The sequence below is a fragment of the Mycolicibacterium llatzerense genome (genome assembly GCF_000878195.1).
Lineage (GTDB): Bacteria > Actinomycetota > Actinomycetes > Mycobacteriales > Mycobacteriaceae > Mycobacterium > Mycobacterium llatzerense.
This window is the reverse complement of record NZ_JXST01000019.1, coordinates 1-24,422: the sequence shown is the minus strand read 5'-3', so window position 1 is coordinate 24,422 and position 24,422 is coordinate 1. Positions and strand designations below refer to the sequence as shown.

Here is a 24,422-nt window from a genome sequence, read left to right as displayed (position 1 = left end):
GGGACATGATGACGGTGCTGCTGCGCCAGGTGCGCGATATGGCCGAGGCCGCAATCGTGTTGCAGCGTAGGGGATTGGTGGATATCTGTCGGCCACTGGACGCGATATCGGCTTCGCGGGGCTTGCGCCGTTACGGATCGTTCGGTGGGTTGGTGGGGCACGTCGCGGCGCGTTACGGCGATGCGGCCGCACTCACCGACGAGGATGGCACGGCGAGCTTCGCCGAGTTGGAAGCGCTGTCCAACGCGCTGGCGCGGGGGCTCGCGGACCGGGGGATCGGTGCAGGTTCGGTGATCGGCCTGCTCGTGCGCAACCACCGCGCGCTGCTCCTGGCGCTCTTCGCGACCGGAAAAGTCGGCGCCAGAGTGGTTTTGCTCAATACCGGTTTCGCGGCCCCGCAACTCGCCGACGTGTGTCGGCGGGAGAACGTCACCGCGGTCATCGCCGATGACGAGTTCATCGAACTGATCGACGTGCTGCCGTTCGAGGTCGACCGCATCGTCGGCTGGTCCGGCGTCCGTGGACTGGCGGCCGGCCGGTCGACGGCGGCGTTGCCCGCGCCGTCCTCGGTCGGCGGCATGGTGCTGCTCACCAGCGGCACCACGGGTACACCGAAGGGTGCGCCACGCGCCAAGGTCAGCCCGCTGCAGTCCGCGCAACTGCTGGACCGGATCCCGTGGCCGTCCCGTGGTGCCTACTACGTCGCGGCGCCGATGTTCCATGCCACTGGATTGGCCACCTGCTCTTTGGGTTTGGCGCTCGGCAACCGCGTCGTGCTCGCGCGCCGATTCGATCCGGAGGCGACGCTCGCGGCAATCGAACGGCACCGCGTGAGTGCGCTCATCGTCGTCCCCACAATGCTCACCCGGATCCTTGACCTTGGTTCTGAGGTCCTGGCGCGCTATGACACGTCGTCGTTGCGCGTCGTGTTCGCCGCGGGATCGGCGCTGTCGCCGGACCTGTGCCGGCGCACGATGGACGCCTTCGGGGAGGTGCTCTACAACCTCTACGGTTCGACGGAGGTCGCCGTCGCGGCCGTCGCCACGCCGCGCGAATTGCGAAGCGCGCCAGGTACTGTGGGCCGTCCGCCCGTGGGCTGCACCCTCGCCGCATACGACGAACATCGGCGCAGGATCACCGAACCCGGTCGTAGCGGAACGCTTTTCGTCTCCAGTGGACTGAGTTTCGCCGGTTACACCGACGGCGGCCACAAAGAGTCCGTCGACGGATTGCTGTCATCGGGGGACACCGGCCACTTCGACGAGAACGGACTGTGGTTCGTCGACGGCCGCGACGACGACATGATCGTCTCCGGTGGCGAGAACGTCTTCCCGTTGGAGGTCGAGAATCTGCTCGCCGGCCATCCCGCGGTGGTCGAGACCTCGGTTGTGGGTGTGGACGACCTGGAATTCGGAAAGCGGTTGTGCGCGTTCGTGGTACGCCGCCGCGGCGCCGAGCTCGACGCCGACGAGGTCAAGAGTTATGTCCGTGCCGAGCTGGCCCGGCACAAAGTGCCGCGCGACGTCGTCTTCGTCGACACTCTGCCCCGCAATGAGACCGGCAAGGTGCTCAAGGCGCAACTGCAAAAGATGGTGGACCAATGACCAAGAAAATCAACGACATTCGTGGCCAAGTAGTGGTGATCACCGGCGGCGCCAGAGGGATCGGGCGGGCGACGGGCCTGGCCTTCCTGCGGGCCGGTGCGCGGGTCGCTCTCGGCGACATCGACGTCGAGCTCGCCGAGAAGACCGCCGCTGAATTCGCCGCCACCGGCGAGCGGGTCTGCGGACTGCACCTCGACGTCACGAGCCGAGCATCGTTCACGGATTTCCTCGACGAGGTGGAAGCGCAGCTGGGTCCCGTCGACGTCTTGATCAACAACGCCGGCATCATGCCAACCGGCCTCTTCGCCGACGAGACCGACGAGATGACCGACCGCATGGTCGCCATCAACCTGGGCGGCGTGCTGAACGGATCGAAGCTGGCCGCCCTCCGGATGCGCGGGCGCGGCGGCCACATCGTCAACGTCGCCTCGCTGGCCGGAGTGAGCGCGTTTCCCGGTCTCGCCACCTACTGCGCCACCAAGCACGCCGTGGTCGGATTCACCGAGACCCTGCATCTCGAACTCGCCGATGACGGCATCGCCGTCACCGCCGTGCTCCCGGGCGTCGTGCACACCGAACTCTCGGCGGGCCACAGCGCTCCGCGCTGGATTCAGCCCATCAGCGAAGTGGAACCCGACGATGTCGCGGCGGCCATCGTCGACGCTGTCGTCCGTGGCAGAGCGAAGGTGGCCGTGCCCCGGCTGCTCGGCGCCATGATCAAGATCATGGGCGCGCTTCCGGACGGCGCCCGGCATTGGATTTCGCATGCCGCCCACTTCGACACCACGTTCACGCACACCGACGCTGCAGTGCGTGCGGCGTACCACAGCAGACTCGCGAACTGATTGCCGCCCACTGGCCAGTTATCGCAGGCAAATCACGAAAAAGCGTGCGATAACTGGCCGCTCGGCGTGAGTTAGGCGACGACCCAGATCGCTTCGGCCGCGGGGTTCCCGAGGTCGACGGTGGTGGCATCCGCGTCGTCGACCAGGGCGTCGGCGGCCGTGACGGCCACGGAGATCATCCCGGCGAAGTCCCGCCGGGCCACCACGCGCAGGTGGGAATCGAGTGTGATCCCGACGCTGTCGAAGTACCGCAGCATCTCGGGGTCGTGATCGGAAATCCGGGCCACCGTGCCGGCGTCGCCATCCGCGCAGGCCGACAGCTGCCGGGCCGGGGGAGTCGGCACGCGGCCGTCGGCCGCCGGGATCGGATCGCCGTGCGGGTCCCGGGTCGGGAAGCCGAGTTTGGCGTCGATGCGGTCGAGCATCCGGTCCGACACGGCGTGCTCCAGCACTTCGGCTTCGTCGTGCACCTCGTCCCAGCCGTAGCCGAGCTCGCGCACCAGGAACGTCTCCATCAACCGGTGCCGCCGGACCATGGCCAGCGCCGCGCTGCGCCCGATGTCGGTCAGCGTCACGGCGCCGTACTTCTCGTGGTGCACCAGGCCTTGGTCGGCGAGCTTGCGGATCGATTCGGACGCCGTCGACGCCGACACCCCGATGCGTTCTGCCAGCATCTTTGTGCTGACTTTCTCTCGCGACCACTCCTGCGCGGTCCAGATGACTTTGAGGTAGTCCTGGGCGACCGGGGATAGATCTGGCGGATTGCCAGCGTCTTCTGCAGGACTCACAGCACAAAGTTTAGGCAATCGTCACCTGATCCGGGGATCTCACGGTGCCTGCCGTAGCGGCGCGCCGTAGGCTTGCGGGCGTGCAGCGCTGGCGTGGGCAGGACGAGATCCCCACGGACTGGGGCCGATGTGTGGTCACCATCGGGGTGTTCGATGGCGTACATCGTGGACATGCGGAGCTGATCAGCCATGCCGTCAAGGCCGGCCGATCCCGCGGCGTGCCCACGGTGCTGATGACGTTCGATCCGCATCCGATGGAAGTGGTCCTACCGGGCAGCCATCCCGCGCAGCTGACGACGCTGACGCGCCGGGCCGAGCTGGTCGAGGAACTCGGCGTCGATGTGTTCCTGGTGATGCCGTTCACCACCGACTTCATGAAGCTGACCCCCGAGCGCTACGTGCATGAGCTCCTCGTCGAGCGCTTGCATGTCCTCGAGGTCGTGGTCGGCGAGAACTTCACCTTCGGCAAGAAGGCCGGCGGCAACGTGCCGCTGCTGCGCAAGGCCGGGGAACGGTTCGGTTTCGCCGTCGAGGGCATCTCGCTGGTGGCCGAGCATCACCGCGCCGAGACCGTGACGTTCTCGTCCACCTACATCCGGTCCTGCGTGGACGCCGGCGACATGGTGGCCGCGACTGAAGCGCTGGGGCGCCCGCACCGCGTGGAAGGCGTCGTCGTCCGCGGCGACGGCCGGGGCCGCGGACTGGGTTTCCCGACCGCCAACGTTGCCCCGCCGATGCACTCGGCGATCCCGGCCGACGGCGTCTACGCCGCGTGGTTCACCGTGCTCGGGCACGGCCCCTCGGTCGGCACCGTGACACCGGGGGAGCGTTACCAGGCCGCGGTATCGGTGGGCACCAATCCGACGTTCTCCGGGCGCACCCGCACCGTCGAGGCCTTCGTGCTCGACACCGAGGCCGACCTGTACGGCCAGCACGTGGCGGTCGATTTCGTCTCGCGCATCCGCGGCCAGGAGAAGTTCGATTCGGTGGATGACCTGGTCGTGGCCATGGATCGCGATACGCAGCGAGCTCGCACGATTCTGGCTGCGCACTAGCTCCCTGCTAAACTTCCCGACGCGTGTGCTGCAGTTCGCGGCGGCCGCGCTCTTGATTGTTCTTCGCGGACCGAATTGATGGAGTTGTTTTCGTGGCACTCACCACCGAGCAGAAAAAAGAGATCCTGGGCCAGTACGGCCTGCATGAGACCGACACCGGTTCGCCGGAGGCTCAGGTCGCCCTGCTGACCAAGCGCATCTCGGACCTGACCGAGCACCTCAAGCAGCACAAGCACGACCACCACAGCCGGCGTGGCCTGCTGCTGCTGGTCGGCCGTCGCCGCCGGTTGCTCAAGTACGTCGCCCAGGTCGACGTCGCGCGGTACCGCTCGCTGATCGAGCGTCTGGGTCTGCGTCGCTGACGCACCACTGATTCATCACCATCGCCAGGTCTGCTCCTGCAGGCCTGGCGATGGCCATTGGTACGGGTAGTAACATGAATTTGTTTTGGGCCCGAGTGCGCAAAACATCGGAACGTCACACCAGCGTCCGCCTGAACCTCGTGGGGCGGTCTTCGGTAGTGGCTGCCGGGGCATGACCCCGGCCGCTTCGATCGACGGCCGTCAGCAGTTTGCGGGATGGTTTTCGGGTTTTCTGGATGCTCGCGTGTGACGATGCGACAGCTGTAACAAAGAGGATCCAGAAAAACGGAACCCGCATAGGGCGGGCCCCAGAGAGGTTATTGCGACATCCATGTCTGCAGTTGAAATTGAAGACGGCGTATTCGAATCGACCGCCGTTATCGACAACGGGAGCTTCGGCACCCGCACCATCCGCTTCGAGACCGGCCGGCTCGCTCGCCAGGCCGCCGGCTCCGTCGTCGCCTACCTGGACGACGAGACCATGCTGCTGAGCGCTACCACCGCCAGCAAGAACCCCAAAGACCACTTCGACTTCTTCCCGTTGACCATCGACGTCGAAGAGCGCATGTACGCCGCGGGCCGCATTCCCGGCTCGTTCTTCCGCCGCGAGGGCCGGCCCTCCACCGACGCGATCCTGACCTGCCGTTTGATCGACCGGCCGCTGCGCCCGTCGTTCGTCTCCGGCCTGCGTAACGAGATCCAGGTCGTCGTCACCGTCCTGAGCCTGGACCCCAAGGATCTGTACGACGTGCTGGCGATCAACGCCGCATCTGCGTCGACCCAGATCTCGGGCCTGCCGTTCTCCGGCCCGGTGGGTGGCGTCCGCGTCGCCCTCATCGAGGGCCAGTGGGTTGCCTTCCCGACCGTCGAGCAGCTGGAGACCGCTGTCTTCGACATGGTCGTCGCCGGCCGCGTGGTCGACGGCGATGTCGCGATCATGATGGTCGAGGCCGAGGCCACCGACAACGTCATCGACCTGATCGCCGGTGGCGCGGGTGCGCCGACCGAGGCCGTGGTGGCCGAGGGCCTGGAGGCGGCGAAGCCCTTCATCGCCGCACTGTGCAAGGCGCAGCAGGAGCTGCACGACGCCGCCGGTAAGGAGACCGCCGAGTACCCGGTGTTCCCCGACTACGCCGACGACGCCTTCCAGGCTGTCGCCGCCGTGGCCAGCGATGCGCTGGCTCAGGCGCTGACCATCGCGGGCAAGCAGGAGCGCGACGATCGCACCGACGAGATCAAGGTGGAAGTTCTGCAGCGTCTCACTGTGGACTCTGCGACCTTCGCCGGCCGCGAGAAGGAGATCGGCGCGGCGTTCCGCTCGCTGACCAAGAAGCTGGTTCGCCAGCGCATCCTGACCGACCACTTCCGCATCGATGGCCGTGGCATCACCGACATCCGGGCCCTGTCGGCCGAGGTCGCCGTGATCCCGCGGGCACATGGCAGCGCGCTGTTCGAGCGCGGCGAGACCCAGATCATGGGTGTCACCACGCTGGACATGGTCAAGATGGCTCAGCAGATCGACTCGCTGGGACCCGAGACCAGCAAGCGCTACATGCACCACTACAACTTCCCGCCGTTCTCGACCGGTGAGACCGGCCGCGTCGGTTCGCCGAAGCGCCGCGAAATCGGCCACGGCGCGCTGGCCGAGCGGGCCCTGATGCCGGTGCTGCCGAGCATCGAGGAGTTCCCGTACGCCATCCGCCAGGTCTCGGAAGCGTTGGGCTCCAACGGTTCCACCTCGATGGGTTCGGTCTGTGCCTCCACCCTGGCCCTGCTGAACGCCGGTGTGCCGCTGAAGGCACCGGTCGCCGGTATCGCGATGGGTCTGGTCTCCGACGAGGTCGACGGCGAGACCCGCTACGTCGCGCTGACCGACATCCTGGGCGCCGAAGATGCCTTCGGCGACATGGACTTCAAGGTCGCCGGCACCAAGGAGTTCGTCACCGCCCTGCAGCTGGACACCAAGCTGGACGGCATCCCGTCCAAGGTGCTGGCCGGCGCCCTGGCCCAGGCCAAGGACGCGCGTCTGACCATCCTCGATGTGATGGCCGAGGCCATCGACGAGCCGGACGAGATGAGCCCGTACGCGCCGCGCATCACCACCATCAAGGTGCCGATCGACAAGATCGGTGAGGTGATCGGGCCCAAGGGCAAGGTGATCAACCAGATCACCGAGGAGACCGGTGCGAGCATCTCCATCGAGGACGACGGCACCGTGTTCGTCGGCGCCTCGAACGGCGAGGCGGCGCAGGCGGCGATCGACAAGATCAACGCCATCGCCAACCCGCAGCTGCCCAAGATCGGTGAGCGGTTCCTCGGCACCGTGGTGAAGACGACGGACTTCGGTGCGTTCGTCTCGCTGCTGCCGGGCCGTGACGGTCTGGTGCACATCTCCAAGCTCGGCCAGGGCAAGCGCGTCGCGAAGGTCGAGGACGTCGTGAACGTCGGCGACAAGCTGCGCGTGGAGATCGCGGACATCTCTGCCGACAACCGTGGCAAGGGTCAGAAGATTTCGCTGATCCTGGTGAATGACGACGCCTCGGGCGCTGACGCGCCAGAGGCCGAATCGGAGACTGCGCCGGCAGATGCCGCGACTGCAACCTCCTAAATCGACACTGCGCAACGGCCGGGGTTCTTCAGCGACATCGCTGGAGGCCCCGGCCGCTGTGCGCAAGACCAATCTCCCCGGCGGGCTGCGGGTCGTCACCGAACACCTGCCGCACGTCCATTCGGCATCCATCGGGGTGTGGGTCAACGTCGGCTCGCGCGACGAAGGGCCGAGCGTGGCCGGGGCGGCGCACTTCCTGGAACACCTGCTGTTCAAATCGACCCCGACGCGCACGGCCGTCGAGATCGCGCAGGCCATGGATGCCGTCGGTGGGGAACTGAACGCCTTCACCGCGCGTGAGCACACCTGCTACTACGCGCACGTGCTGGACAGCGACCTCGAACTCGCCATCGACCTGGTGTCCGACGTCGTGCTCAACGGCCGTTGTGCCGCAGCGGATGTCGAGCTGGAGCGCGACGTGGTGCTCGAAGAGATCGCCATGCGCGACGACGATCCCGAGGACACCCTCGCGGACGTCTTCCTCGGGTCGATGTTCGGCTCGCATCCCGTGGGCCGGCCGGTGATCGGCAGTGTCGAATCGATCGCGTCGATGACCCGCAACCAGCTGCACTCGTTCCACGTCCGCCGGTACACGCCGGACCGGATGGTGGTCGCGGTCGCCGGAAACATCGACCACGACCAGGTGGTGTCGTTGGTGCGCAGGCACTTTCGGCCGCACCTCGTGCGTGGCCGCAAGCCGGTGCCGCCGCGCAAGGGTGCCGGCCGGGTGCCCGGCACACCGACGCTGCAGTTCGTCAAACGCGACTCCGAGCAGGCCCACATGTACCTCGGTGTGCGCACTCCGGGTCGCAACTGGGAGCACCGGTGGGCGCTGGCGGTGCTCAACACCGCACTCGGTGGTGGGCTGAGTTCCCGGCTGTTCCAACAGATCCGGGAGAACCGCGGGCTGGCCTACTCGGTGTATTCCACGATCGACACGTTCTCCGATGCCGGCGCGCTGTCGGTGTATTCGGCGTGCCTGCCCGACCGCTTCGAGGAGGTGGTCCGCGTGACCACCGACGTGCTCGAAGATGTTGCGCGCGACGGCATCACCGCCGACGAGCTGCGTATCGCCAAGGGCTCGATGCGCGGTGGTCTGGTCCTGGGCCTGGAGGATTCCGGTTCCCGGATGCACCGCATCGGGCGCGCCGAGCTGAATTACGGCAACCACAAGTCGATCTCGGAAACCCTCGCGTCGATCGACACGGTGACGCTCGAAGAGGTCAATACCGTTGCGCGCGAACTGCTGACGCGGCCCTTCGGCGCCGCGGTGCTCGGTCCGCACCGGTCGAAGCGCTCACTGCCGAAGCAGCTGCGCTCCATCGGTTAGCGATTTGGGCGTGATTCGTCACGCTTGGCGTTACGAATCACGCCCAAATCACCTTTCCCGGCGCAGCACGAAGAAGTACGGCCGTGATTCGCCGCGGAAGTCCATGGCCCCCAGTACCGCGTCGTCCGACAGCTTGCGGAAGACATCGTTGATCGGCAGCTGGTCGTAAACCATTGTCGCGGTGTCGACTCCGCGGTACCGCGTGGTGCGCAGTCGCGCCTTGGCCGAGCGGGCCTGCAGCACCGGACGCAGGGCGGCGATGGCCTTGGCGACCGGAAGCCGGTGCAGCGCCGGCACCTTGGTCGCCAGCCCGAGCGCGGAGAATGCCAGTGCCGGATTGAGCGGCCACAGAGACTCGCCGGAAACGTCGGGGAACAGCAGCGGGTGCACCGTCTCGGCGTCGACGAACTGCTTGCCCCACCAGCCGCTGGTTTCCAGCAGCCCGTCCATGGGGTGCCCGGTGGGTACTTCCGCGCCGTGCCAGGTGCCCCTCATGAAGTCGGGTTCGACGGCCGGCGCGGCGTCGAAGATTTCGAGCGCCGCATCCGTCGTCGTCGGCGGAGTGGGTAGTAGTTCCTGCAAGAGCATGTCACGACGATACTTGACACGTGTCAAAAATCCAGTGCCGGTCCGTCTGAAAGTCATCGCCCGGCCGACGCGAAGGCGCGCCGGTCGGGCGATGGGTATCGAGATTCGGGTGTCAGGGCGTCAGAGCGCGACGTCGCCGAGTGGCAGACCCAGGTCCGCGGCGACCTGGCCGCACAGCAGCTGACCGTCGTGCGTCGACAGGCCCTTGGCCAGCGCGGCGTCGCCACGGCACGCCGCCTGCCAACCCTGGTCGGCGAGCTTGAGCACGTACGGCAGGGTCGCGTTGGTCAGTGCGTAGGTCGACGTGCGCGGCACGGCGCCGGGCATGTTGGCCACGCAGTAGAAGACCGAGTCGTGCACGGCGAAGGTCGGGTCGTCGTGGGTGGTGGGCTTCGAGTCCTCGAAACAGCCGCCCTGATCGATCGCGATGTCGACCAGCACGGAGCCCGACTTCATATGGGCCACAGTCGAATTGGTGACGAGCTTCGGGGCCTTGGCGCCCGGGATCAGCACCGCGCCGATGACCAGGTCGGCCTGCTTGACGGCGTCTTCCAGGTCCAGGCTCGAGGAGTACCGGGTATGGATCCGTCCGCCCCACTCGGCGTCGATCCGGCGCAGGGTGTCCAGGTTGACGTCGAAGACCGTGACGTGCGCGCCCATGCCGCTGGCGATCTGTGCGGCGTGGAAGCCCGCGGTGCCGCCGCCGATGACGACGACGTTGGCGGGGGCAACGCCCGGTACGCCGCCCATCAGGACGCCGCGGCCGCCGTGGCTGCGCATCAGGTGGTAGGCGCCGACCTGGGCCGACAGCCTGCCTGCCACCTCGCTCATCGGGGCGAGCAGGGGCAGGCGGCCGTCGGCTGTCTGGACGGTTTCGTAGGCGATCGAGGTGGTGCCGGACGCCAGCAGGGCGTCGGTGCATTCGCGCGAGGCGGCCAGGTGCAGGTAGGTGAACAGGGTCTGGCCCTTGCGCATGCGGTGGTACTCGGCGGCGATGGGCTCCTTGACCTTGAGGAGCAGATCGGACTCGGCCCAGACCTGGTCTGCGGTGGTGACGAGCTGTGCGCCGGCGGCCTTGAAGTCGTTGTCCGCGATCGCCGATCCTTCGCCGGCTCCTGCCTGGATCAGCACTTCATGGCCGTGCTTGACCAGTTCGGCGACGCCGGCCGGGGTGATGGCCACCCGGTACTCGTTGTTCTTGATTTCGGTCGGGATACCGACGTGCATCTGGGGTTCTCCTCAGGGCGGATCAGGTGATGCCCTAAGTGTGAATAAACGTCGGCTGACCTGCAATATCTGTGACTATAATTCTCAACATGGCACCTACTTCTGAACGATCTTCGAAATCCGAGGTTCCAGCGGCCTCCCGGCCGAAGGATGTTCAGCCCGTCGAACTCGACGACGTGGACCGCCAGATCGTGACCGCTCTGCACGCCGATGCGCGCATGCCCAACAGCGCACTTGCCGAGCTGGTCGGGATCGCCGCGTCGACCTGTCACGGCCGGGTTCGGCGGTTGCAGGAGCTCGGGGTGATCCGCGGTTTCCACGCCGACATCGACCCCGCCGCCCTCGGGTTGGGCCTGCAGGCGATGATCTCGGTGAGCCTGCAATCAGGTGCCCGGGCGCGTATTCGCGACTTCATCGCCCACATGTGCAGGCTGCCGCAGGTGATGGACGTCTACTTCCTGGCCGGCGCCGACGACTTCATCCTGCACGTCGCGGCCCGCGACACCGCGCACCTGCGCGCGTTCGTGGTGGAGCACCTCAACGCCGACGCCGACGTGGCGGGCACGCAGACGTCCCTGATCTTCGAGCACCTGCGCGGTGCCTCGCCGCTGTGACTAGCGGCTGACCAGTTCCGGGTGGAACTTGGTCACCAGCCGGCGGATGCCGTCGCGCCAGTCCACCGAGGTGCCGCCGATCAGTTCGTGCATGCGCGTGGTGTCCGTCGGGCCGCCGCGCAGCGCATTCGGATCTTCGGTGAACACCGGTTCGCGGCCGACGAGTTCGCCGATGTAGCCACACCATTCCTGCAGGCTGACGGTCTGATCGCCGCACCAGTTCACCGTGGTGGCGGGCACCGACGCCGCATCGAGCAGCTTGGGCAATGTGGCCAGAATGTCGTCTTCGTGGATCGGGTTGTAGCGGGCCGGGCCGCCCGGCGGTACCTGGATCGGGATGCCCGCCAGGATCATCTCCATCTGGTAGTACGGCCAGCCCCCGTTGTCGCCGTAGGGGACGTTGAACCGGGCGATCACCGCGGGCAGGCCGAGGGCGCGGGACATGGTGCGCACGACCGTCTCGCCCGCGATCTTGGAGATCGAGTAGGTGGGGAACAGGTGCTTGTGGTTGTCGCCCAGCGCGGCTGATTCGGTGCGCGGCTCGTCGTCGGGCGGGTCGTACACCGCGGCCGACGACGTGTGCAGGAACGCTTTCGCCTTGCGGCAGTGCGCCATCAGCAGGCCCACGGACTCCGCGTTGGCGGCCAGGTCCTTGTCCCATCGGCCGGTCTTGGCCACCGCCAGGTTGATCACGTAGTCAAAATCGGATGGCAGCGCGCTGAAGTCACCGACTGCGAGGTTGACCGCCGCACAGCGGACCCCGGCCTGCTCCAGGGCCTCTCGGGAGCGTGGGTTGTTGAACCGGGCGACACCCCACACCTCGTTGTCGACCGCCAGGGCTGTGGCGATCGGGGTGGCCACTTGGCCGGTGACTCCGGTGATGAGGATCTTGGCGCCGCGCATGGGGCCGATAGTAGGGCGGCCGCTAGGGTTGACCTCATGCGAGTCGGAGTTCTGGGTGCCAAGGGCAAAGTCGGTGCAACCATCGTCGAGGGCGTGGCAGCCGCCGATGACCTGACATTCACCGTCGGCGTCGACGCCGGTGACGAGTTGAGCCTGTTCACCGACAGCCGCACCGAGGTCGTCGTCGACTTCACCCACCCCGACGTCGTGATGGGCAACCTGAAGTTCCTCATCGACAACGGCATTCACGCTGTCGTCGGCACCACGGGCTTCACCGAGGAGCGCCTCGCCCAGGTTCGCGAGTGGGTTGCCGCCAAGCCCGGCGTCGCGGTCCTGATCGCCCCGAACTTCGCCATCGGCGCGGTGCTGTCCATGCACTTCGCCAAGCAGGCCGCCCCGTTCTTCGAGTCGGTCGAGGTCGTCGAGCTGCACCACCCCTACAAGGCCGACGCCCCATCAGGCACCGCCACCCGCACCGCACAGCTGATCGCTGAGGCGCGAAAGGGCTTGCCGCCCAACCCCGATGCCACCAGCACCGGCCTGGAGGGCGCACGTGGCGCTGACGTCGACGGCATCCCTGTGCATTCGGTGCGGCTGCGTGGCCTGGTGGCGCACCAGGAGGTGCTGTTCGGCACCCAGGGAGAAACGCTGACCATCCGGCACGACAGCATCGACCGCACGTCGTTCGTGCCCGGTGTGCTGCTCGGTGTCCGCGAGGTGGCCAAATACCCGGGGCTGACCATCGGCATCGAGACCCTGATGGGGCTGTGACGGGCCGGTGATGACCAAACCGAGCTCGCAGGTATTCCGCATCCAGCTGGTAGTCGCATTCCTGTGCCTGGCGATGGTGGTCTACTTCGTGATGCTCGGGCGCTCCGGCGTCATCCTCATGCAGTCCGGCGAGGCCGCGGCGATCGGGCTCGGCATCGGCATCTTCGTGCTGCCGCTGATCGGCCTGTGGGCCATGGTCGCCACGCTGCGGGCCGGTTTCGCACACCAACGGCTGGCGCGGCTGGCGCACGACGAAGGCGTCGAGCTCGACATCAGTGACCTGCCCAAGCGCCCGTCGGGCCGTATCGAGCGCGACGCCGCCGATGCGCTGTTCGAGTCCGTGCGCGACGAGGTCGAGGCCGCGCCTGATGATTGGCGCGGCTGGTACCGGCTGGCCCGGGCCTACGACTACGCGGGGGACCGGACCCGGGCCCGCGAGACCATCCGTAAAGCCGTACGACTGGAACAAGCCTCACGATGAAACTCCTTGTCGTGCATCACACTCCGTCTCCGAACTGTCAGGAGATGTTCGAGGCGGTGCTCGCCGGAGCGACCGATCCCGAGATCGAGGGCGTCGACGTGGTGCGCCGACCGGCGCTGACGCTGTCGGCTGCCGACGTGCTGGAGGCCGACGGCTACCTGCTGGGCTCGCCCGCGAATCTGGGCTACATGTCGGGCGCCTTGAAGCATGCGTTCGACCAGATCTACTACCCGTGCCTGGATGCGACGCGCGGCAGGCCGTTCGGCCTCTGGCTGCACGGCAACGAGGGCACCGAAGGCGCCGAGAAGGCCGTCACGTCGATCACCACCGGTTTGGGCTGGGTGAAAGCGGCTGATTACGTGGTGGTTTCAGGTAAGCCGAGCAAGGCCGACCTGGAGGCGTGCTGGAACCTGGGAGCGACGGTCGCGGCGACGTTGATGGCGTGACCGTTGGTGCATTTGACCGATGGGCACGCGTTGTCGAGCGATCGCGGCACACTTCTAGGCGTTCTCGTGCCGCGCCGTCGTCAGCCGGTCGAACAGGGTCCGCATCCGCGAAACTCGATTGAGGACCTCGATGGGCAGTTGGCCACCCGTCGAACACATTATTGAGAAACGCTCGCGTTGATAACGCCCGTCGACCCTGACGCGGGTTGCTCTGGTGCTGATCGTTCGAATTCGGGATTGCGTATTCGAGAGTGCATATTTCAGCAATCGTTCGCCATGCAATGTGTTTCCGGCTTCGCAGAAGTTCATTGCCTCTTCGATGCGGAATCCATAGGGACGGAACGAATCGGATCCGCAGATCGCAAATCGGTCGTTGACGCCGTTCCACCACTGCCAGGAAGGAACGTATACCGTTCGTTGCCACTCGTTCGACTGGCTGAACGGGTACTGAGGCAGCGGACGGTGGTAGTAGAGATCGGGTCGTGCGAAGACGACAAAATCGGGCTCGAATGCCTCGATCAGTCCGGTGACCTGGTGCAATGAGTTGAGTTGGTGAACAAGGTTGGATAGCGAAGAGAAGCCGTCGTCCCAGGCATCACCGTACTTCTTGAGGGTGTGGAAGCCCCACCTGTCCAAGCATTCGCCAGGTTGCTCCAGAATTCCTGTCATGTTGTCGACGAATGGCGAATAGTTGGACACGTTCAGTGCGTGGGACTCGCCCGATCGCGGATTGACCACCGCATCCTGTTGGTAGAAATGGTAGAAGCATGTCACTTCTGCTTCGGTGGGCAACGCCCCCACAACGTACTTCTGGATAGACGGATAGCAAATGCCGGAACTTCTGGGTATGCCGAAGAAGCCAACGGCAATCCGCATTGGTATCCCCCTCGGTCACTGCGCAATAGCGTCACCCTAGCGATCTCCGTCACCGTCGGCACTGCTACAAACACATCGGCAGGATTCAGTCAGGCTCACGGATTGAGCCTGTTGGTCCGTAGTGTTTTGGATTGAGTGGACAGACGAGGAGCCGACGATGGGAATAGCGGACCTGGCATTGGGAGCCGCGCCGCTGGCCGGAGGCGCGCTGCTCGGAGCCGTCGCGGGCAACCTGAAGCCACCGGACGTGCGGGCCGCGATCAAGGCCGACATGGACCTGCTGGACCGCATCCCGGCCGAGCAGACCGAGCGCCGCGCCGAGTTGCAACGAACCATCGACATGCGGATCGACGAGCTGATCACCGCTGTCGACCGCAGCCGCCAGCTCAAGTCGACGGCGATCGGCTACGCGTTCAACCGTGAAGGCCGGCTGCGCGACATCCTGGTCTTCATCCTGGCGGTGCTGTTCACCATCATCTGGTGGAACGTCAAGCACTCCCGCACCGGTTGGCTGCCGATGTTCATCGCGCTGATCGTCTTCACCGCGCTGGCGGGTTGGTACGCGGCGCGCGGCATCATCCGGGCTTTCGCGTCGGTGTTGCGTCGCAACAAGAAGGCCGGGGACGCCGCTCAGTAGTGGTAGGTGTCCGACGGCGCCGACACGTGGTCGGGGTCGTCGCCGAACATCGACGGGTGAATGCCGTACGCCTTCGCCAGATCGAGGATCTTGTTGGCGCGCGCGATACGCGGCAGGTCCGAGCCGTTGCGGATTTCGCCGCCGTCGCGCTCGAACTCCGCGAAAAACTCCTGCGCCCAAGCGATTTCGTCCAGTGACGGAGACAGGCCCTCGTTGACCGTTCCGCACTGCTCGGGGGTCAGGCAGATCTTGCCGGTCATGCCGAACTCGATGGACACCGCGGTGGCCTCACTGAGCTTGCGGCTGCTGGACCCGATGGTCGGGCCGTCAATGGCGCCGGGCAGGTGTGCCGCCTTGGCCGCGATCGTGAACCGCGACCGGGCGTAGGCCAGCGTCGCCGGGTTGTCGCCGAAGCCGGTGTCGCGGCGGAAATCACCGATACCGAACGCCAGCCGGAACGTGCCCTTGGCCGACGCGATCTCGGTGATGCGCTCGAGGCCGCGGGCGGTCTCGACAAGCGCGACGATCGGCACGTTGGGCAGCCGCTTCGCCGTCTCGGTGACGTGGTCGACGGACTCGACCATCGCCAGCATGATGCCGCCCACCGACGTCTTCGAGAGCATCTCGAGGTCGTCGGCCCACCACGGGGTACCGAACCCGTTGACGCGGACCCAGTCGGTGTTGCCCTCGCCGAGCCAGCGTGCCGCGTTGTCGCGCGCCGAGTCCTTGTCCTTGGGCGCTACCGCGTCCTCGATGTCGACGATGACGATGTCCGCGGGCGACCGGGTGGCCGGCGAGAAGCGGTCGAACTGCGCTCCGTTGACCAGCAGCCAGCTGCGCGCGAGTACGGGGTCCAGTCGGGATCCGTGCTCGTTGGCGTCGGGTTCGTAGGTGCTGGGCTGGTCATACACACGTCAATCGTCCCGCACGGCGGGAGCTGGGCCAGCTCCGGGGGTTACTTCAGCGCCGCGCCGAAGACCCGCTCCATCGCCTCCCAGTGCCGCTGCGCCGCGGCCTCGTCGTAGGCGCCGGCGTTGTCGGGCACCGCGAAACCGTGCGCGGCGGGGTAGAACTCGACGGTGTGCTCGACGCCCGCGTCGGTCAGCGCGCGGTCCAGAATCTCGCCCTGCTCGGCGGTGAAGGACCCGTCGTTCTCGGCGGCGCCCACATAAACCACCGCGCTGATCCGGCCGGCGTTCAGGTGCGGGCTGTCGTCGGTGTCGGTGACGAGTCCGCCGCCGTGGAACGACATCGCCGCGGCGACCCGGTCGGGCAGCTTGCCGGCGATGACGACCGAGGTGCGGCCGCCCATGCAGTAGCCGGTGGTACCGAACTTGTCGCCCCTGACCTCGGGCCGGGCGGCCAGATAGTCGAAGAATGCCGCCGCATCGGCGGCCATGATGTCCTGCGTGACCTTGCGCATCATCCCGAACAGCCGCGCCCGTTCGGTCTCGTCGGAGAACGCGGTGGCCATGTCGAACGGCGCCCACCCGGCGTCGCGGTAGTAGATGTCCGGCACCAGCACCACGTAGCCCAATGCGGCCAGGCGCGCGGCCATGTCGTCGAAGGTCTGCCGCGGGCCGCCCGCGTCGGGGTACATGACCACCGCGGGCCACGGACCGGTGCCCTCGGGGGTTGCGACGGTGACGGCGCAGCTGCCGTCGGCGGTGGTGATGGAGTCCTTGGTGATCGGCATGGCATCCGTTCTACTCCGGGGGTGCCGCACGTAAGCTGGCAGCGTGGCTGTGCCGACTCCGTATGAAGACCTGCTGCGCCTGGTGCTCGAGCAGGGCACGCCGAAATCCGATCGCACCGGGACCGGCACCCGCAGCCTGTTCGGCCACCAGCTGCGCTACGACCTGGCGGCCGGTTTCCCGCTGCTGACCACCAAGAAGGTGCACACCAAATCGGTGATCTATGAGCTGCTGTGGTTCCTGCGCGGCGACTCGAATGTGCGGTGGCTGCAGGAGCGTGGCGTCACCATCTGGGACGAATGGGCTTCGGAGACAGGCGAACTCGGGCCCGTGTACGGCGTCCAGTGGCGGTCCTGGCCGACGCCGTCCGGCGAGCACGTCGACCAGATCAGCGCGGCGCTCGAGATGCTCAAGACCAACCCGGACAGCCGACGGAACATCGTCTCGGCCTGGAACGTCGGCGAGATTGCCCAGATGGCCCTGCCGCCGTGCCACGCGCTGTTCCAGTTCTACGTCGCCGACGGCAAGCTGAGCTGCCAGCTGTACCAGCGCAGCGCCGACCTGTTCCTCGGCGTGCCGTTCAACATCGCCTCCTACGCGCTGCTGACGCACATGATGGCCGCCCAGGCGGGCCTCGAGGTCGGCGAGTTCGTCTGGACCGGCGGCGACTGCCACATCTACGACAACCACGTCGAGCAGGTGCAGCTGCAGCTGTCCCGCGAGGCTCGGCCGTATCCGGAACTGGTTCTGGCGCGTCGGGATTCGATCTTCGACTACGAGTACGAGGACATCGCGATCGTCAACTACGACCCGCACCCGGCGATCAAGGCTCCCGTTGCGGTCTGACCTCGAACGTAAAGTAGATGGTGAGTTTTCAGCCGAATCTCGCGAACAACTTCACGTTCGGCCGATGTCATGAAGCTGATCTGGGCCCAGGCGAACTCCCGTGTGATCGGCTGCGGCAATGACATCCCCTGGCAGCTGCCCGAGGACATGGCCCGGTTCAAGGAGCTGACGCTCGGGCAGACGGTCGTGATGGGCCGGCTCACCTGGGAGTCGCTGCCGGCCAGGTTCCGGCCGCTGCCCGGGCGCCGCAACATCGTCGTCAGTCGGGACGGCGGATACGTCGCCGACGGTGCCGAGGTCGTGACGTCGCTGCCGGCGGAGGTCGACGGCTGGGTCATCGGTGGGGCGCAGTTGTACGCGTTGGCTCTCGAATCTGCGACGCTGTGCGAGGTCACCGAGATCGACGTCGACGTGCCAGACGGCGACGCGTTCGCGCCGACCCTGGACGACAGCTGGACCGTCACGCGCGGGGCGTGGCTGACCAGTAAGACCGGCTTGCGGTACCGGTTCTGCAGCTACCTGCGCCGGCCGTAGTCTGCCGGTCGTCGCGCGTACTGGCATCATCTGTGGCATGAAGCGACAGGTGAGTGCTGAGCTCGACGTCGAGGTGACCGAACCGACCACGCTGGAGTTTCAGATCGCGGTCGCTCCACACCCCGGCGCGACGGTCGCGGAGTCGATGTCATTTGTGTTGAACGGCAACGCAATACAGCCCCGCGAGATATGCGGGGCGCACGGAACCCGCATTCATACCTTCGATGCGGCCCCCGGCAACTTGAGCGTCCACTACTCGGCGACGATCGACGGGCACTGCGACCCGGCTCCGGTCTCGGACTACGACAGGACGATGTATCTGCGGCCCAGTCGGTACGCCGAAGCGGACAGACTCTACGGCTTCGCCGCAGCAGAATTCGGCCAGTATTCGGACGCCGCAACCCTGTTGGAGAAAATCTGCTACTGGGTTGGGTACCGGCTGCAATACGTCCCCGGCTCCAGTGATCCCATCGACGGCGCCGTCGACACCCTGCTGGCCGGACGCGGAGTTTGTCGGGACTACGCCCATTTGGTCGTAGCGCTGCTGCGTGCCGCGAAAGTCCCGGCTCGCCTGGTGGCGGTGTATGCGCCCGGGTGTGTTCCCATGGACTTCCACTCTGTGGCCGAAGCGCTCGTCGACGGCCAGTGGCGGGTCGTCGATGCGACCGGACTGGCGCCACGGCAGTCCATGGTGCGCGTCGCGACCGGACGCGACGCCGCTGATATCGCTTTCTTGGACAACCACAACGGTGCCATCAATCTGAACCGCGTCGCGGTCACCGCCGTCACGGATACCGATCTGCCCATCGACTCGGTCCACGACCTGGTATCGATCAGCTGACCGGTCGGCCAAGCCCGCGGGTTACTCTCCCGCGGGCGACACGTCCGAACCCGATCCCTTCACCGACGCCTTCGCACGTTTCTCGGCGCGCACGGCTCTCCCGTTGCGCACAAACCCGGTGGGGGAGACCGCCGCCGTAACGAGAATGCTCTCGCCGGCGGTGAACGGGTGGAACCCGACGCCGGCGCCACCGCGGCCCTTGACCGGGATGTCGGCGACTTCGGTTACCTTCCAACCCTTTTCGGACGTCGACAGGATTGCCTCGCCGTTCCCGCAGGTGATCGGCAGCGCGGCGATGACCTCGTCGCCCTCGCCCGCCAGTTTCACGCCGGCGACGCCATTGCCTGCCGCGCCTTGCGGATTCACCGAGGCCGGATCGATACGCAGAACCTTGCCGCGGCGCGTCACCAGCGCCAGGTGGTAGCCGGGCGTCAGCACACCCGAGCGCAGCAGCCCGGTGATGTCCGGAGCCACCGGGATGTCGCGGGTCTTGAACGGCAGGCCGTTGCCGTTGGTGAACTTGACGCGCCCGTCGGTCCACACCGCCCACCCCAGGCCCGCGGTGAGCAGGTCGCCGTGGGTGTCGGAGAACACGCCGCGATCGTCAAGACGCCAGTTGGCGTTGACCTTTCGTTCGCGGGCGCCATCCTCGTCGGAGCCCGATGCCGTCGGGACACCCTCGAGATCGAGGACGGTCCGGCGGTCGAATTCGGGTCCGGCGAACAGCTTCGCCGTCTCCTTCAACTCGTTGTCGATCACCACGCGCCGGGCGTCCGGGTTCGACACCAGCTCGGTCAGCTCGGCGAATTCCGCGTCCAACTTGTCCGCTTCGGCCTGCAGCTCGATGACGTCGAGCTTCGTCAGCCGTCGAAGCTGCAAGGCCAGTACGTAATTGGCCTGCTCCTCATCGATGCTGAACCGTTCCTGCAGTCCCCGCCGGGCGTCGTCCACAGTGTCCGAGCCGCGGATGACCGCGACAGCGGCGTCGATGTCCAGGTGGATCTTCATCAACCCGGACACCAGATGCCTACGGGCGGTGACCTTCTCGAGCCGATACTGGCTGCGGTGCAGCACCACGGAGTCGCGCAGGTGCAGGAATGCGCCGATCAGCTCGCGCACCGTCCACCAGCGCGGCACCCGATCCTCGTCGAGCGCGACCAGGCTGGCGGCGAACGTCGACTCCAACGGAGTCAACGCGAGCAGCTGGTCGCGGATGGTTTCGGCGGCGTGGCCACGCTTGGCGGTGACGACGATGCGCAACCCGTTGCGACGGTCGGTCAGGTCGGACATGTCGGCGACACCGGCCAGCTCGCCGGACTCGACCAGCGCCCGAATCCGGTCCTGCACAGTGTTGCTCGCGACACCGGGCGGCAGCTCGGTGATGACGACGTTCTTGCCGTCGACCGACAAGGTGCCGCGCACCGTGAGCGCACCCCGGCCGGTGGTGAGGTACTCGCGCAGGCCGGCGCTCCCGACCACCGTCGACCCGCAGCCCCAGTCAGGGCCCGGGATCAGCTTGGCGAGCCGGTCGTCGGTCATGTTCGGGGTCTTCAGCAGCGCCCGACAGGCCGCCATGATCTCGCGCGGATTGTGCGCCGGCACCTTGGTGGCCCAGCCTTCGGCGATACCGACGGCGCCGTTGCAGAGCAGCACCGGCCACTGGGCCGGCAGCATCGTGGGCTCGATCCACTCCCCGTCGAAGGTGGGCACCATCGGGACCGCGTGGTCGTCGAGTTCGGCGGTCAGCGCCGCACCGGGCGCCGACAGTCGCATCTCGGTGTACCGGTCGGCGGCGGGGATGTCGCCCTGGATGCGCGGGAAAGCGCCTTGTCCGTCAATGACTTTCACGCGCTGGAACTCGGCGGCCATCAGCGCCGCGGCGCCGTACATCGACGCGCCGCCATGCGGGTGCAGGTTGCCGGTGACGGCCGAGCAGACCTTCGAGGACTTCTGCGGCTTGTTGCCGGGCAGCAGTTTCGAGTCGTGCATCTGGTACAGCAGCCGGCGCTGGCCGGGCTTGAGGCCGTCGAACGCCGACGGGATGGCGCGGTCGCTGACGCTGTAGAGCGCGAACGTCAGCTGGTAGTGGTTCCAGTAATCATCGGCGCTCTGGTCGAGGACCAGGTCCGGATTCTGCTCGGGAAGGTCGAGGGGGGAGGTCACGGTCGAGTCCTTCTAGTCCAGGTCCAGCGCAAGGGTGTCGACGACGGCGGCCACTTCGGCCATCCAGCTGCGCCGGCCCTCGGGCGGCCCGCCGAACAGGGTGTGGTGCAACTTCTTCTCACTGTCGTCGAGGTGCACCCGAATCACGGTGCGCCGCTGCGGATCGAGCACGGTGTTCCAGAAGTCGTCGGCATCCATCTCACCGAGACCCTTGTTGCGCTGCACTTCCACGCGGCGCTTGGACCTGGCCTTCAACTCGGCGACGGCGGTGTCGCGCTCGGATTCGTCCTGGCAATAGATGCGTTCCTGTCCGTCCTTGACGACGAACAGCGGCGGCAGCGTCACGTAGACCATGCCGGCCGCGACGAGCGGGCGGTAGAAGTCCAGGAACATCGAGATCAGGCTCGAGTTGATGTTGCCGCCGTCGGGGTCGGCGTCGGACGCGAACAGGATCCGGTCGTAGCGGCACTGCTCGGGGTCGCAATTGTCGCGCACGCCGCAGCCCAGGATGCGTTCGATGGAATCGAACTCATCCTTGACCCGGGCCTTGTTGACCGTGAACCCGTAGACGTTGGGCGGCTTGCCTTTCAGCGGGAAGGCCGCCTGGAAGGTGGCGTCGCGCGCCGCCTTGATGGTGCCAAGCGCGGAATCGCCCTCACACAGGAACAGTTCGGCGCCCGACCCGCGGCCGGTCTCCCGGCTCGGCAGCAGCTTCGGCGGCAGCGACAGGTTCGTGCCGAGCCCCTTGGCTTTCGACGCCGCGCGGGAGCGCGCCTTGGCGCCCTCGGCGCTGCGCCGCGCCCGGGCCGACTCCAGCGCGAGGCGGGTCCACAGCGACACCGTGTCGGCGTTGGCGGGGCTCGCGGCCCAGACGTTGACGCTGCGCGCCACATCTGGGGCCATCGCGACGTTCAGCGAGCGCGACGAGACCGCCGTCTTGGCCTGCGAGTCCCAGCCCACGTCCGGCGCGCGGGTGTCGACGGCCAACGCGGTGACCGCGGCGAAGTCCTGAGGCTCTGGGCCGTCCTCACCCTTGGCCAGACCCAGGTCCCGGATCCGGGACGCGCGATCGGCCAGGGCTTCGGACAGGCCCTTGATCGCGGCGGTCAGGTGCGACCCGCCGCCGGGGGTGCGCACGGTGTTGCAGAACGCGGCCACGGTGGCCGGTTCGGCCGGTCCGGCGGTCAGCGACCAGCGGAACGGCGTGGGGCCGCGCCCGGTGGTGTACTCACCGCGGCCCTCCACGACGGCGCGGACCGCGGGCAGGGGAGTGCCCGCGGAGGTGCACATGAGGTCGAGCAGCGCCTCGGTGCCCCAGGGGCCGTCGAACGGCTGCAGCAGTGCGGGTGGGACTTCCTCGCCGGGCCAGCCCTCGTCGACGACCTTCAGGTGCACACCGGGGCACATCCGGGCCGCGGCGTGGGCGCGCAGCAGGACCTCGGCGATGTCCACGCCGGCGTCCGGTACGACGGCCGGGTCGAACAGGATGCGCACGGTGGTGCCGTGGGCGTCGGGTTTGCGGTTGCCCGTGCCGCGCAGTTTCTGGTTGTCAGCACGGATGAACTCGGCGTTCGGGTCGAAATCCTTCCCCTCGAACGTGCCGGGGTAGCCGTGGCCGAAGCTCTGCAGGTAGGTCTTGCCGGCGCGGCGCACCGTCACATCGGTGCGGGCGGAGATGAACACCGCGGCGGCGGCGCCGATGCCGTTGAGGCCGGCTCCGGTGCTGGTGGCGTCGGTGTGAGCGGAGAACTTGCCACCGGCGCGAGCCGTCCCGAGGGTCTTGACGATGCCGTTCTTGCCGGTTACCGGGTCGGAGTCGATGGGCAGGCCGCGGCCGTCGTCGGCGACGCTGACCGATCCGTCGGCGTGCAGCGTGATGGTGACGGTCGACCCGCCGTGGCTGGGGTCGGCGACCTCTTCCACCGCGTTGTCCACCAGCTCGCGCAGGGCGGTGTTGAGCACGTCCAGGCCCAGGTTGACCGCCGGTCGCAGGCGGGTGTGCTGAACATCGTCGAGTTCGGTGATGTCCGCAGCGTTGTAGCTCACTGCTGGTCCTTTCCGTCAGGGCCGGGCATGAAGCGCCCATGCCCCAATACAGGGTGTGCCGCAGGAATGGTAGGCGGTGGAGCCGACAACCTTGCAGATCCATGCGCGAATTTGTCGGTGGTCTGCGCCACGATGTGACAGTGGCAGAACTCACCACGGTCCAGGCCCGTCGCATTGCCGTCGCCGCCCAGGGCCTTTACGAGCCCAAGCCGTCCGGTCCGGTAACCCGTGCGCACCTGAAACGTTTGATGTCCAGAATACAAGTGCTGCAATTGGATTCGGTGTCGGTCTGCGTACGGGCGCACTATGCGCCGGTGTTCAGCAGGCTGGGGGCATACGACCGGGACGCGCTCGACGCGCTGGCCTGGAGCCACAATGCGCGGTCGCCGCGGCAGTTCATCGAATATTGGGCGCACGAGGCGGCGTTGCTGCCCGTCGACGACTGGCCGCTGCTGCGCTGGCGTATGCGCGAGTACACCCACGGTCGGTGGGGCACAGAGATCGTCAAGCGCAACGGCGACTTGGCCGAGAAGATCGTCGCCGCCATCGCCGAACTAGGGCCGTCGACCGCGGGCCAGATCGAGGCCCACCTCGAGGCCGAGCCGCGCGGTGCCAAAGGGCCGTGGTGGGGCCGCAGTGACACCAAGTGGGTGGCCGAGGCCCTGTGGTCGTCGGGTGTGCTCACCACCGCCACCCGGGTCGGCTTCGCCCGGCACTATGACCTGGTCGAACGGGTGCTGCCGGCAGAGGTGCTGGCCCGCGAGATCTCCGACGACGAGGCGGTCCGGCAGTTGGTGCTCAAGGCGGCCGGGGCGCTGGGCGTGGGCACCGAGGCAGATATCCGCGACTATTTCCGGCTGGGTGCGCGCCAGGTGAAACCGGCGCTGGCGGCGCTGGTCGCCGAAGGCGAGTTGGAGGCCGTGACGGTCGACGGCACCCCGGCGTACCTGCGCGCCGGGCAGACGGTGCCGCGGCGCGACCGGGGGACGGCGCTACTGTGCCCGTTCGATCCGCTGATCTTCTTCCGGCCCCGCGTCGAGCGGCTGTTCGGCTTCCATTACCGGATCGAGATCTACACCCCGGCAGCCAAACGCCAATTCGGTTACTACGTCTGGCCTTTCCTGCTCGACGGCCGGCTGGTGGGGCGGGTCGACCTCAAGCGC

General features: G+C 67.1%; 24 protein-coding genes. 15 read left to right on the top strand and 9 right to left on the bottom strand.

Going from position 1 to position 24,422, the window contains the following annotated elements; genetic code table 11:
• Window positions 1-8: 8 nt before the first annotated feature.
• Complete coding sequence (locus TL10_RS14615; RefSeq protein ID WP_043986204.1) at window positions 9-1,604, top strand: acyl-CoA synthetase; 1,596 nt, start codon at window positions 9-11, stop codon at window positions 1,602-1,604.
• Complete coding sequence (locus tag TL10_RS14610; protein WP_043986159.1) at window positions 1,601-2,449, top strand: SDR family oxidoreductase; 849 nt, start codon at window positions 1,601-1,603, stop codon at window positions 2,447-2,449. Before TL10_RS14615 ends, TL10_RS14610 begins: the two co-directional genes overlap by 4 nt.
• A gap of 71 nt (window positions 2,450-2,520) precedes the next feature.
• On the opposite strand, the gene mntR is transcribed toward TL10_RS14610, so the two are convergent.
• On the bottom strand, window positions 2,521-3,237 hold the full coding sequence (mntR, locus tag TL10_RS14605; protein WP_043393750.1) for a manganese-binding transcriptional regulator MntR: 717 nt from the start codon (window positions 3,235-3,237) through the stop codon (window positions 2,521-2,523).
• Between the two features lie 80 nt (window positions 3,238-3,317).
• Between mntR and TL10_RS14600 the strand changes: the two genes are divergently transcribed.
• The 4 genes from TL10_RS14600 to TL10_RS14585 all read left to right on the top strand — a co-directional run bounded on the left by TL10_RS14600 (window position 3,318) and on the right by TL10_RS14585 (window position 8,592).
• Complete coding sequence (locus TL10_RS14600; protein WP_043393752.1) at window positions 3,318-4,292, top strand: bifunctional riboflavin kinase/FAD synthetase; 975 nt, start codon at window positions 3,318-3,320, stop codon at window positions 4,290-4,292.
• Between the two features lie 92 nt (window positions 4,293-4,384).
• A complete protein-coding gene (gene rpsO / locus TL10_RS14595) occupies window positions 4,385-4,654 on the top strand; it encodes a 30S ribosomal protein S15 (protein WP_043393753.1) in 270 nt (89 codons plus the stop codon).
• A gap of 331 nt (window positions 4,655-4,985) precedes the next feature.
• Entirely contained in the window at window positions 4,986-7,262 is a 2,277-nt protein-coding gene (locus tag TL10_RS14590; RefSeq protein ID WP_043393755.1) for a polyribonucleotide nucleotidyltransferase, read from the top strand.
• A complete protein-coding gene (locus TL10_RS14585) occupies window positions 7,240-8,592 on the top strand; it encodes a M16 family metallopeptidase (protein WP_082067949.1) in 1,353 nt (450 codons plus the stop codon). Before TL10_RS14590 ends, TL10_RS14585 begins: the two co-directional genes overlap by 23 nt.
• 48 nt (window positions 8,593-8,640) lie before the next feature.
• Here TL10_RS14585 and TL10_RS14580 read toward each other — a convergent pair whose 3' ends face one another.
• Window positions 8,641-9,180 (bottom strand): DUF4334 domain-containing protein, encoded by a 540-nt coding sequence (locus tag TL10_RS14580; RefSeq protein WP_043986156.1) that lies wholly within the window; start codon window positions 9,178-9,180, stop codon window positions 8,641-8,643.
• A 120-nt stretch (window positions 9,181-9,300) separates the two neighbouring features.
• Window positions 9,301-10,407 (bottom strand): alanine dehydrogenase, encoded by a 1,107-nt coding sequence (gene ald / locus TL10_RS14575; RefSeq protein WP_043393761.1) that lies wholly within the window; start codon window positions 10,405-10,407, stop codon window positions 9,301-9,303.
• Window positions 10,408-10,496: 89 nt separating this feature from the next.
• Between ald and aldR the strand changes: the two genes are divergently transcribed.
• Entirely contained in the window at window positions 10,497-11,021 is a 525-nt protein-coding gene (gene aldR / locus TL10_RS14570) for an HTH-type transcriptional regulator AldR (protein WP_043393762.1), read from the top strand.
• Here the strand turns inward: aldR and TL10_RS14565 are convergent, their stop codons facing one another.
• Complete coding sequence (locus TL10_RS14565; protein ID WP_043986155.1) at window positions 11,022-11,924, bottom strand: NAD-dependent epimerase/dehydratase family protein; 903 nt, start codon at window positions 11,922-11,924, stop codon at window positions 11,022-11,024.
• Window positions 11,925-11,960: 36 nt separating this feature from the next.
• On the opposite strand from TL10_RS14565, the gene dapB reads away from it, so the two are divergent.
• The 3 genes from dapB to TL10_RS14550 are packed head-to-tail and all read left to right on the top strand — an operon-like array spanning window position 11,961 to window position 13,622.
• Window positions 11,961-12,695 carry a 4-hydroxy-tetrahydrodipicolinate reductase gene (dapB, locus tag TL10_RS14560; RefSeq protein WP_043986154.1) on the top strand — a complete coding sequence of 245 codons (735 nt, stop codon included), beginning with the start codon at window positions 11,961-11,963 and terminating at the stop codon, window positions 12,693-12,695.
• A gap of 10 nt (window positions 12,696-12,705) precedes the next feature.
• Entirely contained in the window at window positions 12,706-13,176 is a 471-nt protein-coding gene (locus tag TL10_RS14555) for a tetratricopeptide repeat protein (protein ID WP_043393768.1), read from the top strand.
• On the top strand, window positions 13,173-13,622 hold the full coding sequence (locus TL10_RS14550; protein WP_043986153.1) for a flavodoxin family protein: 450 nt from the start codon (window positions 13,173-13,175) through the stop codon (window positions 13,620-13,622). The genes TL10_RS14555 and TL10_RS14550 overlap by 4 nt, the downstream gene beginning before the upstream one ends.
• A gap of 54 nt (window positions 13,623-13,676) precedes the next feature.
• On the opposite strand, the gene TL10_RS14545 is transcribed toward TL10_RS14550, so the two are convergent.
• Window positions 13,677-14,498: a hypothetical protein gene (locus tag TL10_RS14545; protein WP_043986152.1), complete on the bottom strand. Its 822-nt coding sequence runs from the start codon at window positions 14,496-14,498 to the stop codon at window positions 13,677-13,679.
• A 157-nt stretch (window positions 14,499-14,655) separates the two neighbouring features.
• On the opposite strand from TL10_RS14545, the gene TL10_RS14540 reads away from it, so the two are divergent.
• Entirely contained in the window at window positions 14,656-15,135 is a 480-nt protein-coding gene (locus tag TL10_RS14540; protein ID WP_043394006.1) for a hypothetical protein, read from the top strand.
• Here the strand turns inward: TL10_RS14540 and TL10_RS14535 are convergent.
• Window positions 15,129-16,046: an HpcH/HpaI aldolase/citrate lyase family protein gene (locus tag TL10_RS14535; RefSeq protein ID WP_043393772.1), complete on the bottom strand. Its 918-nt coding sequence runs from the start codon at window positions 16,044-16,046 to the stop codon at window positions 15,129-15,131. The two genes, TL10_RS14540 and TL10_RS14535, sit on opposite strands and share 7 nt — an antisense overlap.
• A 44-nt stretch (window positions 16,047-16,090) precedes the next feature.
• Window positions 16,091-16,831: a dienelactone hydrolase family protein gene (locus TL10_RS14530; protein ID WP_043986151.1), complete on the bottom strand. Its 741-nt coding sequence runs from the start codon at window positions 16,829-16,831 to the stop codon at window positions 16,091-16,093.
• Window positions 16,832-16,874: 43 nt separating this feature from the next.
• Between TL10_RS14530 and TL10_RS14525 the strand changes: the two genes are divergently transcribed.
• The 3 genes from TL10_RS14525 to TL10_RS14515 all read left to right on the top strand — a co-directional run bounded on the left by TL10_RS14525 (window position 16,875) and on the right by TL10_RS14515 (window position 19,050).
• On the top strand, window positions 16,875-17,675 hold the full coding sequence (locus TL10_RS14525; RefSeq protein ID WP_043393776.1) for a thymidylate synthase: 801 nt from the start codon (window positions 16,875-16,877) through the stop codon (window positions 17,673-17,675).
• 69 nt (window positions 17,676-17,744) lie between these two features.
• Window positions 17,745-18,209: a dihydrofolate reductase gene (locus TL10_RS14520; protein ID WP_043986150.1), complete on the top strand. Its 465-nt coding sequence runs from the start codon at window positions 17,745-17,747 to the stop codon at window positions 18,207-18,209.
• 37 nt (window positions 18,210-18,246) lie between these two features.
• Window positions 18,247-19,050, top strand: coding sequence for a transglutaminase-like domain-containing protein (locus TL10_RS14515; RefSeq protein WP_043393779.1), 804 nt, complete (start codon window positions 18,247-18,249; stop codon window positions 19,048-19,050).
• Between the two features lie 21 nt (window positions 19,051-19,071).
• On the opposite strand, the gene TL10_RS14510 is transcribed toward TL10_RS14515, so the two are convergent.
• Complete coding sequence (locus tag TL10_RS14510; protein ID WP_043986149.1) at window positions 19,072-21,213, bottom strand: DNA gyrase subunit A; 2,142 nt, start codon at window positions 21,211-21,213, stop codon at window positions 19,072-19,074.
• A gap of 12 nt (window positions 21,214-21,225) precedes the next feature.
• A complete protein-coding gene (locus TL10_RS14505; protein WP_043986147.1) occupies window positions 21,226-23,259 on the bottom strand; it encodes a toprim domain-containing protein in 2,034 nt (677 codons plus the stop codon).
• Between the two features lie 140 nt (window positions 23,260-23,399).
• On the opposite strand from TL10_RS14505, the gene TL10_RS14500 reads away from it, so the two are divergent.
• Window positions 23,400-24,422, top strand: a 1,023-nt coding sequence (locus TL10_RS14500; protein ID WP_043986203.1) for a winged helix-turn-helix domain-containing protein, incomplete at its 3' end; no start/stop codon positions are given.

Coding starts and splice junctions, on each gene's coding strand:
- aldR (WP_043393762.1), top strand. CDS start 10,497: ATGGCACCTACTTCTGAACGATCTTCGAAATCCGAGGTTCCAGCGGCC.
- TL10_RS14585 (WP_082067949.1), top strand. CDS start 7,240: ATGCCGCGACTGCAACCTCCTAAATCGACACTGCGCAACGGCCGGGGT.
- TL10_RS14550 (WP_043986153.1), top strand. CDS start 13,173: ATGAAACTCCTTGTCGTGCATCACACTCCGTCTCCGAACTGTCAGGAG.
- TL10_RS14590 (WP_043393755.1), top strand. CDS start 4,986: ATGTCTGCAGTTGAAATTGAAGACGGCGTATTCGAATCGACCGCCGTT.
- dapB (WP_043986154.1), top strand. CDS start 11,961: ATGCGAGTCGGAGTTCTGGGTGCCAAGGGCAAAGTCGGTGCAACCATC.
- TL10_RS14555 (WP_043393768.1), top strand. CDS start 12,706: ATGACCAAACCGAGCTCGCAGGTATTCCGCATCCAGCTGGTAGTCGCA.
- TL10_RS14530 (WP_043986151.1), bottom strand. CDS start 16,831: ATGCCGATCACCAAGGACTCCATCACCACCGCCGACGGCAGCTGCGCC.
- TL10_RS14615 (WP_043986204.1), top strand. CDS start 9: ATGACGGTGCTGCTGCGCCAGGTGCGCGATATGGCCGAGGCCGCAATC.
- TL10_RS14520 (WP_043986150.1), top strand. CDS start 17,745: ATGAAGCTGATCTGGGCCCAGGCGAACTCCCGTGTGATCGGCTGCGGC.
- TL10_RS14565 (WP_043986155.1), bottom strand. CDS start 11,924: ATGCGCGGCGCCAAGATCCTCATCACCGGAGTCACCGGCCAAGTGGCC.
- TL10_RS14545 (WP_043986152.1), bottom strand. CDS start 14,498: ATGCGGATTGCCGTTGGCTTCTTCGGCATACCCAGAAGTTCCGGCATT.
- TL10_RS14580 (WP_043986156.1), bottom strand. CDS start 9,180: ATGCTCTTGCAGGAACTACTACCCACTCCGCCGACGACGACGGATGCG.
- TL10_RS14610 (WP_043986159.1), top strand. CDS start 1,601: ATGACCAAGAAAATCAACGACATTCGTGGCCAAGTAGTGGTGATCACC.
- ald (WP_043393761.1), bottom strand. CDS start 10,407: ATGCACGTCGGTATCCCGACCGAAATCAAGAACAACGAGTACCGGGTG.
- TL10_RS14540 (WP_043394006.1), top strand. CDS start 14,656: ATGGGAATAGCGGACCTGGCATTGGGAGCCGCGCCGCTGGCCGGAGGC.
- TL10_RS14515 (WP_043393779.1), top strand. CDS start 18,247: ATGAAGCGACAGGTGAGTGCTGAGCTCGACGTCGAGGTGACCGAACCG.